Raw genomic sequence first — 17,472 nt, forward strand, 5'->3', positions numbered from 1 at the left:
CCCCGCTAGGTTGCGTCCATGACCCGCCCCGTTCTCCTGCTTCTCCTGATCACGCTCCTGCACGCGGCCGCGCCCGCGCAGGCCAAGGATGGCGACAGCGGCGGCAGCAACAGTGGCAGCGGCAGCAACAGCGGATCGGGCGGCAGTGATCATGACGATGACGATCACGACGACCGTCACGATGACCACGACGATGACGATGACGACGACGATGACCGCAACGATGATAGCAACCGCGCCCGCGACGGTGTGTCGTCGGGTGCGATCCTCCCGCTTGAAACCATCCTCCGGCGGATGGATTCGCGTTTCGCGGGACGCCTTATCGATGCCGACCTGAAACGTCGCGGGGGACGGGTGATCTACGAGTTGCAGATCATCACCGACAAGGGACGCGTCCTTGAAGTCGATGTCGACGCAGCGACAGCCCGCGTGGTGAAGTACGAGGTCGATTGATGCGTGCCCTTGTTGTTGAGGATGATCCCAAGATCTCTGCAATGGTCTACCAGGCCCTGACAGCGGCGGGGTTCCTCGCTGATGAGGTGGCCGATGGCGAAACCGCATGGTTCAAGGGCGGAACCGAGGATTACGACCTCGTCATCCTCGATCTCGGCCTGCCAAGGCTGGATGGGCTGACCCTTCTGAAACGCTGGCGTTCCGAAGGCCGCGGCTTTCCGATCCTGATCCTTTCGGCCCGGGGGACATGGTCCGAACGGGTCGATGGGATCGAGGCGGGGGCCGACGACTACCTTCCCAAACCTTTCATGGTCGAGGAACTCACAGCCCGTGCCCGCGCCCTGATCCGCCGCGCCGCAGGCCAATCGCAACCCGTGCAGCGTGTGGGCGGGCTGACCATCGACCTCAACCGGATGACGGTGGCGCGCGACGGGATGCCTATCTCGGTCACTCCCCTCGAATTTCGCCTGCTCGCCTATCTCCTCCTCAACCGCGACCGGATCGTTTCTCCCAGCGAGATGCTCGATCACCTCTACGGAACCGAGGACGGCCGCGAGGCGAACGCGCTCGAGGCCATCGTCGCCCGTCTGCGCCGCAAACTGGGTGCCACAGCGATCCAGACGCGGCGCGGTTTCGGCTATCAGCTCGGGGAAGCCGCGTGATACGCGACTCGCTCCGCCTGCGACTTGCGCTTTCGGGGCTCATCGTTATGGCCATCTCGCTTGCCGCCGCGCAGGTGGGCCTGTCGATTCTCTTCAACCGACATGCCGAACGCGCCATAGCCGCCGATCTGCTTGACCTTTCCGATTATCTGGCCGCCACCATCCGTGCCGACGCAACGGGAACCCTCGCCCTCACCCAGCCGCCTCCCGATCCGGCCTATGACCGCCCCTATTCCGGCCGCTACTGGGCGGTGACCGCCGGCGACAAGTCATGGAACTCAAGATCGCTCTGGGATTTCACACTGGTCCTGCCCGAGGCACTCCCCCCTGGCGAATCCGCCCTGATCACCATCCCCGGCCCGCAGGATACGGCCCTTCTCGCGCTGGATCGCAGCGTGATCCGCCAGACGCCACAGGGCGAACGCCTCCTGCGCATCACCACCGCACTCGACCGCAGCAGGCTGGACACCGCCCGCACCACATTCGAGGCCGAGATGCTGCCCTGGATCGCCGCTTTCGGCATCCTTGTCCTCTTCGCAGGCTGGCTGCAGATTCGCGTGGGCCTCGCCCCCCTGTCCACACTTGCTGAAACGCTGAAATTCCTGACCGCCGGCAGGATGGAGAGGATCGGCCCCACCGTCCCCGAAGAGATCGCTCCCCTCGCCGCCCAGATCGATCAGCTTCTCGACGCCCGCGCGGGCGAGATCGAACGCTCGCGCCGCCGCGCGGCCGATCTTGCCCATGGATTGAAGACACCGCTTCAAGCCCTCCTTGCCGATGCCTCCCGCTTGCGCGACACCGGACGCGAGGCCGAGGCAGCGGGCATCGAAACCATCGTGGCCTCCATCCGCCAGCAAGTCGACCGCGAACTCGCCCGCGCGACATTGATCGGCGAACAGACGGGCAGGCAGGCCGACGTGATCCGCGTGCTGCAAGGCGTGGTCCGTGTCATCCAGCGGACGCCCGACGGGGCGCGTCTGTCATGGCATATCCCCGAAGGCACCGCCGTATTTGCCCGCATCGACAGCGCGGATCTGACCGAGGCGCTGGGTGCCCTGATCGAGAACGCTGCCGCGCACGCCACCCGGACCATCCGCCTCGACGCCTGCCGAACCGCGGACCGCGTCCTGATCACCATCATCGACGATGGCCCCGGCCTTCCCGAGGATCAGATCGCCCGCCTGCGCCGTCGCGGCCAAAGGCTCGACACCTCCGGCGACGGCAACGGCTTCGGCCTTTCCATCGCGGACGAGATCGCCAGCCGCGCCCAAGGCAGCCTCGAGATTCGCAACCGGACACCGGGGCTTGAGGTCGTCCTCGACCTACCCGCCGCGGTCCTGACCTGATCCTCGCCCCTCCGCCTGTTGCAGAGCAGGGTCCCACGGGGCCGCACACAGCCCCATCTGCCGCAGCTTCCACAGTCGTGGCGGAAAGCGGCACACCGCTCCCATCTGCCGGGCGATCCCACGCTCCATATGCGCGACCACCCCTGCGACAGCCTCGCGCCGCCCGTCCCGCGAAAAGAAATCCCCCCGCACATGCAGCGCGGTCGCCATGACCCGGACAAGTGCGGCAACACCTTCGGGATCGGGTCGCTGCGGATCGGTCCAGAAGCTGTCCAGCCCCTTGCCATGCGTCAAACCCGCGATGTCATAGACCGCAACCCCAAGGGCCTTTACCGGACAGCCTGCCTGCAAGGCATGCAACCCGACCGTGCTGTTCACCACGACACAGCCATCCGCCCTTGCCAACAGCACATCCAGATTGCCACCGTCCAGGAACAGGACACGCGGCGCTATTCCGAATTCCTTGGCAAGGTCGCGGGTCAACTTTCGCCACGGCAGGCGGCCGTTGTCCATCGGATGCAGCTTCACCACCAGAAGCCCCTCATCCGGCCCCATCCCGGCATAGGATCTAAACACCGTCCGCAGAAAGGCCAAAGGATCGGCAAAGGGCGAATTCGCCCTGATCTGGTAATCCCCCGCCATCTGCAGGGCCACAAGGTGGAACCGCTCCTTCCCCCGCGAAAGCCTCTCCATGAGCCGCCCCGCATCGCGCCGCGCCATACGCGCCGCGACATGGCGCGGAAGATAGGACAGGTACTCCACCACCGGATGGTCTACGCGATCCGACTGGAAACCCGGATACAGCGGCGCCAGCAGCACATTGCCCAGATGATAGGCCATCTCCTGCACCGCCTCCTTCCAGAAGGGGTGGCCATGCCTGCGTCGCATGTCCGGCTGGGGTAGGCCCAAGGCTATGCGGCGCAGATCGCCCAGATCGTCGGGGAAATGAGAAAAGGCCGATTGGCCCCCTTCCTCGACCAGTATCCAGTCCGGCCGCAGATAGCCGAACTCATAGGACAGGCACACCACCCCCAGCCGCCGCGCCGCCCTCTGTGCCGCGATGTGATAGGGATGCCTGTCCGCGAAATATACCAGATGCGTCGTCCTATCCGCCTGCATGCGCGCCTCGATCCATGCCTCCCAATCGTCGAAGCTGCCGCGATAGTTGGTCGTGCCCCGGCCATGCCAGAACAGCCAATCCCCAAAACACAGGTTGATCCGGCAAACGCGATGCCCCCGCCGCGTCAGTTCCTGACCCAACTCGCGCGAAAAGGCTGAAGGGTGCCCCTGGAGGAACATCACGCGCATGGCGGACCCGCTTCCTTCCATTGCATCAGTGCAAAAGCTGTGGTCTGCACATGGGCCTGTGTTGTTCCAGTGCCCGAAGGTCCCACCCCTTGCCTGATCTTGTCCGCATCCGGCACTCCACCGTGCCCGCGCCGCTCCGCCTTGCCCTGCATCTGTTCGATCTGGCGGCCTATGAGGTGCTCTACCGCTTCTCGCCCGTCAGCCGAAAGATGTTCTTCAACGGCGGCTACCTCCCGCTGGCCCCCGACATGCAGCAACTTCCCGCGCTGAAGGGCGAAGAGGCATCGGCCATGATGTACCACCTGCTCTTGCGCGGCATGGTGGCCGATCTCGCCCCGAATCCGCAGGTCATTCTCGACGTCGGCTGCGGCCAGGGGGGCGGTCTGCTCTACGCGCATGCCATCCACCCCGGCGTCCGACTTTACGGCACAGATCGCAACGGCACCGCCACCCGCAAGGCCGCGCGCGCCGTGGCACACATCCCCGGTAGCCGCCTCGTCAAGGGCAGCGACGACGACATCCGCTTCGAGGCGGCCTGCGCCGACTTCGTCATCAGCGTGGGCGCACCCACCTATTTCGGCCTGACCCGCTTTGTTGGCGAAGCCGCGCGCGTCTGCCGCCCCGGAGGGATCATCGCTTTCTCCGGCGGTTATCGGCAGGGCGACCATGCCGTGATCGAGGCCGAACTGCGCGACGCAGCATCTGGGAGCGGACTGGTTTTTCACCGCTATCGGGACATCACGCCCCACACTTTCGCCGCACTCAGGGCCGACATTCCCCGCCGCGAGGCCGAACTCGCCCGCGTGCCATGGCCCTTCCGCCTCTATGGCCGCAAATGGGCCGACATGCCGGGCAGCGCCGAATATGACGAATACGCGACCGGTAGGCGGGCAGACTTCGCCTGCGTGCTGCGCAAACCCTGACATCACGGCTTCCCCTTCCGGGCCCGGAATTCCTGCATCCACCTTTCGCGACCGCACAGATCCGGAAACTTTCGCAGCCACCCACGCGCCGCATGGTGCCGATGCAGACCATAGCGCAGGGACAGCCTGATCGCCCGCACCAGCAACCGAAGGAAAAGCCACCGCCGTGCACGCATCGCAAGGCAGACCTCCGCATCCGCATCCGTGGCCAGCAGATAGGGGCGCCCCCCTATAGCGAGCGGATCGGGCGCACCAAACTGCAGCTGGCCGAACCCATCCTGACTGGGCAACAGCAGAATGCGCAGGATGAGCAGCACGGCCCCACCGACCGACAGTTGCTCCGGCGATGTCGCAAGGAATCCTCGCGGCCGGTGCATGCCCCCCACTTCCGGTCGCAGGATGCGTTCCGGGAAGGGAACATGCGCCAGCCGCTGTGAGAGGGCGCGATGCCTTTCATCGCTGGGCGGGCCAAGGGCAATCTCCGACCCGGACAGGAAATCCTCTAAAGCGAGAAGGCTTGCCGCTGCCGCCCGATAGCGATGCACCAACAGATGATGCACCGCGTGCCCAAGCACCGCGATGACCGGCGGAAGCGGAGCGACCTCTGGATGACAGGCCGCCGCGATCAAAAGATTGCGCTGCTCGTAATACTGGACAAGCCCAACATGCTTGAAATGAACCGAGGCATGCCACACCGCCAGACCCGGCAGTGGGACGATCGGCCATCCCCGTCGGCCAAGCCTTATCCCATACTCGATATCATCCCCACGGATGAATACGGGCATCGGCAGCCCAACATCCCGGATCGCGTCGACCGGCATCATGCAGAACCACCAACCGTTGTAGTCCGGGCGCGCCACATCCTCCCAAAGGGTCAACCGCGCCGGGTCGCCCATGTCTTGCCCCGTCCCGCGCATCATGGGCCGCCATCCCGGCCCCATTTCCCCCCATGCCTCCTGCAGGCGCCTTGGTCGCTCCAGTTCAAGGGCCTGCGCACCGACCACCACTGGATCTATCGTCTGGCGCGCGAAAAGTATGGCTCGTTGCAGCATGCGCATGTCGACAACGACATCGTCATCCATCAAAATTAAATGCGTCGGATGCTCGGTATCGTCGGTCGCCTCGACCATCGCCCGGGCAAAGCCCCCGCAGCCTCCTAGGTTCGGCTGCCGGATCACCCGCAGCAAGGGCTCCCGCGCAAGGTCGCGCAGGTCGGTTCGGCGAAAGGCCGCCCCGTGGTTCACGACGATCACGCGCCGTAGTTCGGTTACCTGCCGGGCCGCTTTGGAAAGGGCGGCAAGCGTTCCGGCAAGCAACTCTTCCCTGTCATGTGTCACGATCCCGATCACGATCCGAAGATCCCGGCGCGGCGGATGCTCCCCGACGAAGGCCACCTCCTCCACAACCGCATCCTGCTCTGCCCGAAGGCCGACCGAAAGGCGCGTCCAACCTTCTGCCGTTCCCTCCGCCACAAGCCAATGCAGGCTTTCCCCGGCATCGCCCAGATGCAGCCAATCGCCGATCAACGCGCTGCTTCCGTCGCGCCTGCGCCCTGTCACCTGGAGCCAGATCTGCCCGCGCGCGCGGCACCGCAGGCCGATCCGGCGCAATCCGGCATATTCGCTCCAATACGCGGGAAAGAAGGCATTGAAATAGGAATTCGCTTCGAAACGCTGGCCGGTCCGCAGCAGCAGATGACCCGCTTCCGTAACCTCGCCGCCGCTGCCCCGGCCCGCATAGAGATCCGCCGGAACCCCGGAAATTGGCCATAGCAGAACCTGTAGATCATGCGCTTCGGTCATGTCCGGGAAGGGCTATTGTGGCTCATGCACAAAGACGGGCGCGGGCACACCCTCGGCGAAAGCACGTTTCAGGGCATCTGCCGTCTCCAGTGCCCGACCGATCGCAACATCCATGTCCATGTAGCTGTAAGTGCCCAGCCTGCCGACAAAGGTCACGCCAGCCAATTGCCTCGACCGCTCCACGTAAAGGGCAAGCCGCCGCCGATCCTCGGCCAGTCTCAGGGGGTAGTAGGGAACATCCGACGCACCGCAGGTGCGGCTGTATTCGCGGAAGCACACGGAAAGGCCACGCGCGGCCTGCTCCCAGGGCGTGAAATGCCGATGCTCGGTGATCCGCGTATGCGGCACCTCCGCGTCGCAATAGTTCATCACCGCGACGCCCTGATAATCACCTTCATGATGGAAGGTCTCGAAATCCAGCGTCCGATAGGACAAAGCGCCATGGGCAAGGCCGTGGTAGCGGTCGATGGGGCCGGAATAGACAACATGATCGAACTGGCCCAACCCCGCCTCGGAAGATGCTTCGAATGAAAGTCCGAGGATCACCCGAATCGCCGGGTGGCGCAGCATCGCCTCCACTGCCGCCGAATATCCATCACGCGGAATCGCCTGATGCCGGTGAAAGAAGTAGCTGTCGTCATAGTTGAACCTGAGGGGCAACCGCTTCAGCACATCCGCAGGCAGGAGCGACGGGTCCACCCCCCACTGCTTGCGCGTGTAGTCGGCAACGAAGGCGCGATACAGTTGCGCCCCCATCGCGCTAAGCCCGAATTCCTCAAGCGTCCGCGGGGCACCATTCGCCACTTGGATGCTCTGCATCTCGATGAACATCCGCGCCTGTCCGGGCGAAAGGGCGCGTCCGAAGAACTGATTGATGGTATGCAGGTTGATCGGCATCGAATAGACCTGCCCGCCGACCATCGCCCTGACCCGGTGACGATAGGGCACCATTTCCGCAAAGCGGCCGATATGGGCCCAGACCCTTTCGTCATCCGTGTGAAAGACATGCGGCCCGTGCAGATGCACCATGATCCCGCTGACACCGTCACGCGCCGTGGCACAGTTGCCCCCCAGCACCGTCCTCTCGTCGATCACGACAACCTGATGGCCCGCCTCCGCCAGTTCGCGCGCGATCACCGCACCGCTGAAGCCTGCGCCCACCACCAGCACGCGCATCACAACCCCACCAATCCCGGCGGCAGGGCCATGCCGAATCCCTCACCACGCAACCGGTCAAGGCAGGCGGCCGTCAATTCCACGGCGCTGCGTATCTCGGCCTCCCATGTTGTGTGTGTGTGGTGGGTAAAAAAAAGAGTGGGGGATATATATTATATATTATATTATTAATATATATATATATAATTTGGGTTATTATTTGGTTTTATGGGGGGTTTTTTTTTTTTTTTGGGTTGTGGGGGATGGATGAGGGAGAGATGGTTTTGAATTAAGGCAAAGAAGAGGGTTAAGAAGGTTATGATAGGAGGGTATGGGATAAAGAGAGAATGATTTGAGGATTTTAGGAGAAGATTGATGAGGGAGATTAATATAGATATGCAAGTTGGAAAGAAGAAAAAGGGGAATAAAAAATAGAAGAGAATGAAGATTGTTTTGAGAGATGGGGATGATTGAGGGAATTAGAAATGGAGGAGGGAAGGATGTGAGTATTAGGAAGAAAAGAAGAAAGATTGAGGAAGTGAATAGGATAGGGTTGTGTATTTGAAATGGATGGTGAAAGATATAAGAGTTTGGAGAGGATGAATATGTTGAAAGGGGAGTGGATTGAAAGAGTATAGGAAAATGAATTGGGAATAAGAGATGGGATGGTGAAAGTGGGATAGTTAGAAAAGAAAAAGAGAAATTAAGAAATTGGAATGGAGAAGATGAGTAATGATGAATAGAAAAGTTAAGGACGGGATGGAGTGATTTAAGGAATGGGGAGGATGGGAAAATGAATGGTGTTGATGAAGGAAGGATAGTGATAGGGATGGAGTAAGAAAAAGATAGAGGATTATTGAAGAATGAGAAAGTGTTAGGGGTGGAGTTTAGAAAGAAGAGAAGATAAAGTATGAGGATGAAAATGGAGTGAGGGGTGATTTGGATAGTTTTGTGATATGAGAAGATAAGTAATTGAAAGTTGGGGAGTGTATGGAGGGGTTTGAAAGAGTTAGGTTGGTGTGAGAGAAGAAGGAGGAGGTTGGGAGAAGAATAGGTGGAAAATAAATGTTTAGGGTAGGGGGGAAAGTTTAATGAAGGAGAAGGTTGGAGTGTAAAATTAAAGGAGTGGCTGTAGGGGAAGAAAAGATTAGAGAGGTATCGGCGTTCAGGCCGCAATAATCATAGGATGCGAAATTCAGGACGTCTCGACCGTCGATCCGGCTTTGCGCCCCTGCCAACCCCTCATGCAGACGAAAGAAAGGCGTGGAAACACCGGCCATCCGGGCGAGCAATTTCAGACGCTCGGAGTCTACATACGAGGGCAACTCGTCAAACCCGGCGGCCCTCTGCTCCGCACCCTCCCGCATCGCCCTCTGCGGCACGGCCCCACTCCCGGGCAGCCGCTGCATCACCGCCTCCCGCGCAGCCATCGCGATCCGCGCCCGCTCATCCCCAGTCGCCGTCATTCCGCAGCCTCCGAGGACGGAGGAATAGCCGGCCGGCGCTTTCCCGACTCCGCAACCTCGACATGATGCATGACGGCGCGCAGCGCATCCGAAGCCTCTCCCGCCACGCCTCCGTGCAGGTGCCGAACGATCCGCAGGCTGATTTCCTCGATGGTAAAGCTGTCCGAAACCGCCGTGGTCGGAATATCCGCCCCCAGCGCATCCTGCAGCGTCAGGCCAAGTTCCACGCCCATCAGCGAGTCGATGCCAAGTTCCGATACCGGTTTCCCCGGCAGGACCGCCTTCTCCGACACTTGCAGGATATGTGCGATCCGGCTGGTCAGCCATGCAACCATCCGTGCCACCGCCCGTTCCTCCGGCAGGCCGATCAGCGCCTCGCGCAGGTCCTCGCCTCCGCTTCCGGCGTCACTCCTGCGGCCCAGCCTGCGGAACAGGGCGAAGGCCGGCTCCGACAATGTCGGCAGGGTTGCCGCGACCGCCTGCCATCCCATCGGCGACACATGCACGACAGGCGCCACGGCATCACCCGAGGCCAGCAACCTGTCCAGCACCCGCGCGGCCTGAAGGCCGGTGAACTCCACGTCGCCGGACATCCTGCGCACCATGGCCGCGCGCGCATGATCCCGCGCGAGATAGCCCACATCGCCGATCCCGCCCCATCCCACGGCAAGACCGGGCAATCCACTCTCGCGGCGGCTGCGGGCGATACCTTCCAGAAAGCCGTTCGCCGCCACATAGGCGGATTGCCCATGGTTCCCGATCAAGGTCGCCATCGAGGTGAACAGCACGAAGTAATCCAGATCATCCTGCCGTGTAAGCTTGTCCAAATTCGCCGCGCCGGCGATCTTGGCCGGAAGGACCCGGTCCAGCACCTCCGCGCCGATCTGGGCAAGCGGCATGTCCTCCAGCACCATGGCAGAGTGGATGACGCCCGCCAGAGGGCGCAAACCGGCCAGCGCCGCCGCAACCGCCTCGGCATCGGCAACGTCACAGGCCACAAGCCGCACCTCACAGCCCTTCAGCCGCCAGCGGCGAATGGCCTCGGCAGCGGCGGCATCCGGCTCCGCCCGCCGCCCCATCAAGGCGATACGGCGCGCCCCTGCCTCCACCAGAAAGTCGGCAACCTCCAGACCAAGCCCGCCAAGACCGCCCACGATCAGATGGAATCCGTTCGGGCGCGGGACGAATTCGCCAACCTCCGCAAGCCGCGGCCCCACCCGCTCCGGCGGCAGGGGCCGCAGCACGATCTTCCCGACATGTCCCGACTTCTGCATCAACCGGAAGGCCGCCGTCGCATCCTGCCCCTCGAAAACCCGATGCGGCAAGGCGCTCAGCGCACCGGCGGCAAACTCCTTCATGATGCCGTAGAATATCTCCCTCGCCTCGACCGGTCGGTCGGCCAGAAGCTGGTCAACATCCACCGCAAAGTAACTGACATTTTCGCGCAGTGGGCGCAGACCCAAACCCGTGTTCGCATAGAAATCCTGCTTGCCCAGTTCGACGAAGCGTCCAAAAGGCGCGAGGCAGCCGATGCTCCGCTCCATCGCCTCTCCGGCAAGCGAATTCACGACCACATCTACGCCGCGCCCACCGGTCAGTCCGCGGACCGTCTCTGCAAAGGCAAGCGTGCGGCTGTCCAGCACATGGTCGACCCCAATCGTCCGCAGCATGGACCGTTTCGCCGCGCTTCCCGCCGTGGCTATGATCCGCGCCCCACGCTTGCGGGCAATCTGGATCGCCGCCAGCCCAACACCCCCCGCGCCGCCATGGATCAGAACCCATTCCCCGGCGCCCAGCCGCGCCAGACGGTCAAGCGCGTACCACGCCGTGAAGAAGGCAACGGGAACCGTCGCCGCCCCCTCCGCCGACATGCCTTCGGGCAGAGGCGCCACAAGATCCGCGCTGATGGTCAGATGCGAGGTCATGCATCCCGGACCGAAGGTCATGACCCTGTCTCCGGGCATAAATCACCACAATCAGGCCCGCACCGAAGCACCCTGCCCGCACATTCGATCCCGATTGTCGGGCCGGCAAATCCCTTTTCCAGCGCTTCTTCCGGCAACAGACCCATGGTCCACATCACATCGCGATAGTTCAGGCCAACCGCCTCCACCGCGATTTCCACTTCTCCCGCCCCAGGTTCCCTGCGGGAGGAGGTGGCCCAGTTCAGATCGTCCAAGCCCCCGCCCGCAGAACTGCGCATCACGCTGCGCAGGCCCTCAGACCGCAGACCGGTCGCCGCCGCCTCCATCACACCCTGCATCACGCGCAAGACACGCGTGCCCGCCCGGTCATGCAGGATCTCGCTCTCCTCCCAGCCGCCTGCCTCGCAGACCGCGATCCGCAAGGCAGCCTCTTCGGGTGCAAGCTCCAGCGCAGGATCGTGCCGCAGCAACCGCAGCAGCGGATACTCGTTCGCCGCAGACCGCAGGAAGGTCCAGAGACCCGCCTGCAAGGCATCGCCGCCCGGCCCCATGCCCGATCCACCCGGCAAGACGCAGACCACCCGCGCCCCCTCGGGTGCCGCCTCCAGCATGTCACGCAAGGCAAGGATGCGCCCTGCCATGAGGGCGACAGGATCACCCATCCGGCGCGGCAGAACCGCCACGATACGCGGCGGTTTCGCACCAACCGCCGGAAGAGCGGCAACAAGGTCGTCTTCCCCGCAAAGCCCAACCCGAAGCAGGTCGCACAACGGCTGATCGACGGTCTCCGCTTCCACATCAGCCGCTGTCTCACCGTCCGGCTTCCGCAGGCAAAGGAGGCTGGCCCCCGCACATCCGTCAGGCAGCGTCAGGACCTCTGCATCTGCAACACCCACATGCTCGGCCAGCCCCTGCAAATCTGCTCGCGAAAGCCGCGGGGCGGCTGATCCTTGACCGGTCTTCCCGTCTAACCCGTGCCAGCCGGGATCAAGCCCATGCACCACGTCCGCAAAGTCGGACGGCGGCAATTCGGCCGCCATCATCACACCACCGGGTGCCAGCGCAGCCCAGAGTGCCTGCACAACCGCCCCCGGCTCGCCTGGGGCCGCAAGGCCTCCGACCGAAAGGATCAGGTCAAAGGGGCCCGCCGCCGTAATCGACGCCGCATCCCCCCCGACCGTGACCACACGATCCTCCGGCAGCCCTGCACCCGCGGCCTCATCCGACCCCGCGACGATGATCGCGGTGAACTGCGCCCGCTCCGCCGCCAGTGCGGGCAGGAGATCCGACAGAACCGCAATCCGACCGTCCGACACTTCCGCGATCCGCAGTGCGGCCGCCACTCCCCTTGCCTCGACAGCGCGCAAGGCCGCCTCCTGCAGGGCAGCCCCGATCCTGCGGCGCAGAATGCCTTCGGCGGACAGTCCGGCCAGCGCGTCCCGTCCCAGAACAGCCTCCGCTCCGGGTAGATCCTCTCCGGCCAGACTCTGCCGTAGCAGGCCGGGCAGAACCCGGCGCAGATGCATCAGCGCAATCCAGTCCTGCGCCCGATCTGGCAGCGCCTCTGCCACCAGCCCGATCAACCGTTCTGTTCGGTCCGGCTCGATCAGGCGCAGATGCAGCCTTCCGTCGATCACCTCGGCATCCCCGGTGCGCAGGGCCATCCCCGCAAGGGCGGCAGGATAGGGCGGCAAGGTCTCGATATCCCGCAAACTTCCCGCCGACCCCGCCAGATCCGCCAAGGCCTCCGCCACCACGGCATGGGCCGCAGCCTCGATCAGGAAGACGCTGTCGTCCTGTGGCGCGCATCGCTCCGCACGTGCCGCCTCCAGCGCCGCCTGTGCCGGATCGCAGCCCAGCGCCGCCGCCGGTTCCACCGGCACCGCAACCTGCCGGAAGCCGTGTAGCGCCGGCACCACATCCCGCACCAACCGCACGGCCTGCAGGCGCAGTCCTGCCAACCGCACCAGCGGCGCACCCGCGCGGTCGAACATGACCACATCCGCCAGCAGCGACCGCTCGCCCATCCTGCGCAGCCTCAGCCTGGCCGAGGCGACCTTGCCCCCTGCCCGCATCACGTCGATCCGGTCCAGCCGCTGAGGCAGAAAGCCGAACCCCGTGCGTTCCAGGCGTGTGTGTTCCAGAAGCCCGACCAATCCGTGCAGCGCGGCATCCGCACCGATCACATCAAGGACGAAAGGGGTGTCCGCCTTCAGAACGCTGCCCGCCTCGTCAAGAAACACCTCGGCCTCGTCCGCCCCTCGCAACCGGAACCGGCGCAGACGGGCGAAATGGGGCCCGTAGTCGATCCCCCTCCGCCGGGCCGAGGCATAGATCTCCACGCCGTCCCGATCACCGGGCGCAACGGCATGATCCGGCGCGTCCATCTCCCCTTCGCCTGCGGGCGCCGTCGTCAACCGGGCCTTGGCGATAAGGCGCATTGGACCGTCCTGACCCCGCGTCCGGATGCGCAGAGTGGCCGTCTCCTGAACCGGATCAAGACGGGTCTGCACCTCGGTGATCGTCTTCCGGCTCAGGACGATGGGCGAAAGAATGTCCAGATCCAGCAGTGACAGAAGACCCTCGCCCGTCCGGGCCTGCACCGCTGCCAGAAGGATCTCCCAGATCGCAGTGGCTGGAACGATGGACTTCCCGCCGATCCGGTGATCCTCCAGTTTCGGCGCGATCAGGGCATCCAGTTCGGATCGCCAGACACCCGCCTCAAGCCCCTCCTCGCGCCCCAACAGGGGATTGACGACCCGCGCATCGCCCAGACGGTTCAGGATGCCGGGCGTGCGGTCGATGCGGAAGGGCTCGTTTGCCCAGAAATATTTCGGCAGGTCCCGGCGCATTCCGCGCGGTCGAGTCATCCCCTTGGAGGGACGCAGCCGAAAGCCGCGCGCCATCGCACGGGCGACGAGGCGATCCACCGGGTTCATCCCGTCCTTCCCCGCCGCAACCTCACCGCTGGGGAGGACCTGCACCTCCGCCTCGGACAGACAGGCCGCCATATAGCCTTGCAGGACGGGTTGCGAACCGATCTCCAGAAAGGCGCGGAAGCCTATCTCTCCCAAACACCGCATTGCCCCGATGAAATCGACCGGCAGGCAGAAGTTCCCGCACCAATAGTCGGCATCGAGGTCAACTCCCGCCATCACCCGCCCCTTGACAGACGAAACGAAGGGTACCTCTCCCTGAGCGGGGCAAAGCCCGGCAAGGGACCGCATCAGAGGGGCGCGCAGCCGTTCCATCGCCCGTCCGTGATAGGGATAGTCTATGGCAAGTCGCACCGCGGGCCATCGCAACACGCGTCGCAGATGCCGCAGGAAGGCATCCACCTCCGCCGTATCCCCGACAATCGTCACACTGCGCGGGCTGTTCACTGCCGCGATAGAGATATCCACCCCCATCTCCGCGATAACCGCCCGCACATCCCCCTCGGCGGCCTGCACCGCACCCATCGTCCCCTCGCCGCGCGTGGTGGCCGCCTGAAGGCTACGATGCAGCATGACCTCAAGGCCTTGCTCAAGCGTCAGTATGCCCGCCGCGCAGGCCGCCGCGACCTCGCCCCCGGAATGGCCCATGACTGCATCCGGCCGCAGCCCCCGCGCCTTCAACGCCTCGACCAGCGCGATCTGGTCGGCAAAAAGCAACGGCTGCGCAACCGCCGCGTCACGTAGGTCCCTCTCAAGTCCGGGTGACCTCATCCGGTCGATGATCGACCAACCCGAAAGCCCCGCGAAGACGCGGTCGATCCGTCGCAAAGCCCTCGCATAGGCGGCATCCGCCTTCAGGAAGGCCAGCCCCATCCCCGCGAATTGCGATCCGTTCCCCGAAAAGACGAAGGCCACGGGCGCATCGCGCAGCAGGCTTTCGGCACGTTCGACGCGCGGGTCGGACAGCCCGGCCGCAGCGCGCTGCAACGCCGCCGCCGTTTCGTCGGGGGTGCCGCAGATCACCGCAACCCGCTTCGGATGCAGCCCCCGGAAGGCCGCGGCCTGCCGCGACAACTCCACAACCTCCGCCGCGTCCCGCGCCCCCGCCACAAGCGGCGACCACGCCCTCAGCGCCCCGTGCAGGGACCGCTTCGCAAAGGCAGACAGCAGCATCACCGATCCAGCCCGTGCCGCGGCCATTCTTTCCGGCTCGGCCTCCGGCACCGGAACGCGTTCGAGGATGGCATGGGCATTCGCACCGCCAAAGCCGAAGGAACTCACCCCGGCAAAGCGCACCTCCCCTTCCGTCGGCAGGGCGACCGGCTCCCCGGACACGGACAGGTTCAAATCGCCGAACGGTATGGCCGGGTTCACCTCGTCCAGATGGAGCGTGCCGGGAAAGACCCCCTCTTCCAACGCCACCAGCGCCTTCAGCAGGCCAGCAGCACCCGAGGCAGGCTCAAGATGCCCGATATTCGACTTGACCGACCCGATGGGCAGAGGGCGCGTCCGCACCTGCCCCAGCACCGTCCCAATCGCCTGTGCCTCGACCGGATCGCCGGCCAGCGTCCCGGTCCCATGCGCCTCGACGAACAGGAGTTCATCCGGATGCACGCCGGCCCGGGCATAGACCCGCCGCAGCAGCGACGCCTGACCTTCGACCGAAGGCAGTGCCACATTGACCGTCCAGCCATCGGTATTCGTCTCGACCGCCCGCAGCTTCGCATAGGCCCGTCGCGGTGCAAGCTGCCTTTCCTCCCGCCGTTCGAGGACAAAGGCGACCGCCCCTTCCGCGCGGACATAGCCATCGGCTGCGGCGGAAAAGGGTTGGCACCGACCCTTGGGCGACAGCATGCGGGCAGAGGAGAACCCCACGTAATGGAAAGGGTCCAGCAGGGCGTTCACCCCCCCCACCACGGCCACATCCACCACGCCCGCCTCCAGCGCATCCTGCGCAAGCCGCAGCGCGACCAGCGAGGAGGAGCAGGCCGTATCCACCGTCATCGAAGGCCCGCGCAGGTCCAGAACATGCGATATCCGGTTCGACACCAGGGCCAGAGTATTTCCCGTCATCAGATAGGCATCGGTGACGGCAGCATCCTGCGAAAGCCGCGCTGCATTGGCCATCGCCGAACAGCCGACATAGACACCGACCCTCTGTCCCCGCAAACCATCGGGCGGCAATCCGGCGTCCTCCAACGCCTCCCATGCCACCTGCAGCATCAGGCGCTGCTGCGGGTCCATCTGTCCGGCCTCGCGCGGCGATATGCCGAACACGGCGGGGTCGAAGCCCCACAGGTCCTCAAGGACGCCCGCCGCAAATGTATAGGTCTTGCCCTTCGTTCCGGGCGTAGGATGCAGGAAATACTCCTTCACCCACCTGTCGTCAGGGATTTCGGTGACCGCATCGCGACCATCCCTCAGCAGACCCGCAAAGGATGCCACCGAAGGCGCACCGGGAAGCCGACAGGCTCTCCCTGTAATGAAGATCGAACGTCCCAAACCGTACTACTCGTTACCACTGCACAGGCGCGCGGCGCATTACCCGTTGCGAGAACCGCACCCGTCCTGTTATCGGTTGCACAGTAAGATGGGTCAATGCCCAAGTCCGCCTTTTCTGCGGCGCATGACCCCCCCCGGTGTCGTAACGAGTGCAAAGTGCCAACCCACCCATGTCCCTTCACCTGAATTCCGGCTCCGCCGCGCCAGAGGCCCTGCGGCTCCGTCATGGTCTCGTGGTCATGGGCCGCACCCTCTTTGCCCTGATCCTGCGCGAGGCGCGGGTGCGGCACGGCAGGTCCCGCATCGGCTATGCCTGGGCGGTCCTCGAACCTTTCGTGATCGTCGCCGTCATCACGCTTCTCTTCTCGGGGATACTCGGCCACCGCTCGGTGTCCTATCAACTCGGCATCTTCTACGCCCTCGGCGTCGTGCAGTTCCAATATTTCCGCCATGCCAGCAGCTATATCGGCCTGTCGCTCGAGGCGAACGCCCCCCTCCTCAACTACCCCACCGTGCACGAGGTGGACACCGCCCTTGCCCGGCTGCTGCTCGACACCGCGACCTATGCCATCATCACCTGCCTCGTGATCGCATTCCTCCTCGCCTTCTTCCGGGCAAGCGGGCCGCACCATCCCGAATGGATGCTTCTTTCCATCGCCGGGCTGGGCCTGCTTGCCCTCGGCATCGGGCTGAACCTCGCCGCCCTCCAGCGCCGCTATGAAATGACGATGCAGGTCTGGAGCCTTGTCACCGCCCCCCTCTTCTTCTTTTCCGCGCTTCTGTTCTCGCTGTCGTCGCTGCCCCCGGACTATCGGGCAATCCTGCTCTGGAACCCCGTCGCCCACGGGATCGAAGGGGTGCGGCGCGGCTGGTATCCCGACTACGGCGAATATGTCGATCTCCCCTATCTCTACTTCTGTGCGCTTCTCACCATAGCCGTCGGCCTCGCGCAGGTGCTGGTAACGCGTCGGGGCCTGCGGTGATACATCTGCAG

Annotated in this window: 11 protein-coding genes; 5 read left to right on the plus strand and 6 right to left on the minus strand. The window is 64.1% G+C overall.

Annotated features, from left to right (window positions below; translation table 11 throughout):
- Nucleotides 1-18 precede the first annotated feature (18 nt).
- The 3 genes from TabM4_RS15485 to TabM4_RS15495 are packed head-to-tail and all read left to right on the plus strand — an operon-like array spanning nt 19 to nt 2,461.
- Nucleotides 19-453: a PepSY domain-containing protein gene (locus TabM4_RS15485; RefSeq protein ID WP_434614271.1), complete on the plus strand. Its 435-nt coding sequence runs from the start codon at nt 19-21 to the stop codon at nt 451-453.
- On the plus strand, nt 453-1,115 hold the full coding sequence (locus tag TabM4_RS15490) for a response regulator transcription factor (RefSeq protein ID WP_434614274.1): 663 nt from the start codon (nt 453-455) through the stop codon (nt 1,113-1,115). The genes TabM4_RS15485 and TabM4_RS15490 overlap by 1 nt, the downstream gene beginning before the upstream one ends.
- Nucleotides 1,112-2,461 carry a sensor histidine kinase gene (locus TabM4_RS15495; protein WP_434614277.1) on the plus strand — a complete coding sequence of 450 codons (1,350 nt, stop codon included), beginning with the start codon at nt 1,112-1,114 and terminating at the stop codon, nt 2,459-2,461. Before TabM4_RS15490 ends, TabM4_RS15495 begins: the two co-directional genes overlap by 4 nt.
- Here the strand turns inward: TabM4_RS15495 and TabM4_RS15500 are convergent.
- On the minus strand, nt 2,438-3,769 hold the full coding sequence (locus TabM4_RS15500) for a capsule biosynthesis protein (RefSeq protein ID WP_434614280.1): 1,332 nt from the start codon (nt 3,767-3,769) through the stop codon (nt 2,438-2,440). The genes TabM4_RS15495 and TabM4_RS15500 overlap by 24 nt on opposite strands.
- An 89-nt stretch (nt 3,770-3,858) precedes the next feature.
- Here TabM4_RS15500 and TabM4_RS15505 point away from each other — a divergent pair, with 89 nt between their 5' ends.
- Entirely contained in the window at nt 3,859-4,692 is an 834-nt protein-coding gene (locus TabM4_RS15505; RefSeq protein WP_434614283.1) for a class I SAM-dependent methyltransferase, read from the plus strand.
- A gap of 2 nt (nt 4,693-4,694) precedes the next feature.
- On the opposite strand, the gene TabM4_RS15510 is transcribed toward TabM4_RS15505, so the two are convergent.
- From TabM4_RS15510 to TabM4_RS15530, 5 genes are all read right to left on the minus strand, one after another.
- On the minus strand, nt 4,695-6,494 hold the full coding sequence (locus TabM4_RS15510) for a glycosyltransferase (protein ID WP_434614286.1): 1,800 nt from the start codon (nt 6,492-6,494) through the stop codon (nt 4,695-4,697).
- A gap of 12 nt (nt 6,495-6,506) precedes the next feature.
- Nucleotides 6,507-7,670 (minus strand): UDP-galactopyranose/dTDP-fucopyranose mutase family protein, encoded by a 1,164-nt coding sequence (locus TabM4_RS15515; RefSeq protein ID WP_434614289.1) that lies wholly within the window; start codon nt 7,668-7,670, stop codon nt 6,507-6,509.
- Nucleotides 7,671-8,737: 1,067 nt separating this feature from the next.
- Nucleotides 8,738-9,115: a hypothetical protein gene (locus TabM4_RS15520; protein ID WP_434614292.1), complete on the minus strand. Its 378-nt coding sequence runs from the start codon at nt 9,113-9,115 to the stop codon at nt 8,738-8,740.
- Nucleotides 9,112-11,061 carry a type I polyketide synthase gene (locus TabM4_RS15525; protein ID WP_434614295.1) on the minus strand — a complete coding sequence of 650 codons (1,950 nt, stop codon included), beginning with the start codon at nt 11,059-11,061 and terminating at the stop codon, nt 9,112-9,114. The genes TabM4_RS15520 and TabM4_RS15525 overlap by 4 nt, the downstream gene beginning before the upstream one ends.
- A complete protein-coding gene (locus TabM4_RS15530) occupies nt 11,058-16,478 on the minus strand; it encodes a beta-ketoacyl synthase N-terminal-like domain-containing protein (RefSeq protein ID WP_434614298.1) in 5,421 nt (1,806 codons plus the stop codon). Before TabM4_RS15530 ends, TabM4_RS15525 begins: the two co-directional genes overlap by 4 nt.
- Nucleotides 16,479-16,648: 170 nt before the next feature.
- Here TabM4_RS15530 and TabM4_RS15535 point away from each other — a divergent pair, with 170 nt between their 5' ends.
- Complete coding sequence (locus TabM4_RS15535; protein WP_434614301.1) at nt 16,649-17,461, plus strand: ABC transporter permease; 813 nt, start codon at nt 16,649-16,651, stop codon at nt 17,459-17,461.
- The last annotated feature ends 11 nt before the right edge of the window (nt 17,462-17,472 follow it).

It is taken from the genome of Tabrizicola sp. M-4 (assembly GCF_051132405.1).
GTDB lineage: Bacteria > Pseudomonadota > Alphaproteobacteria > Rhodobacterales > Rhodobacteraceae > Paragemmobacter.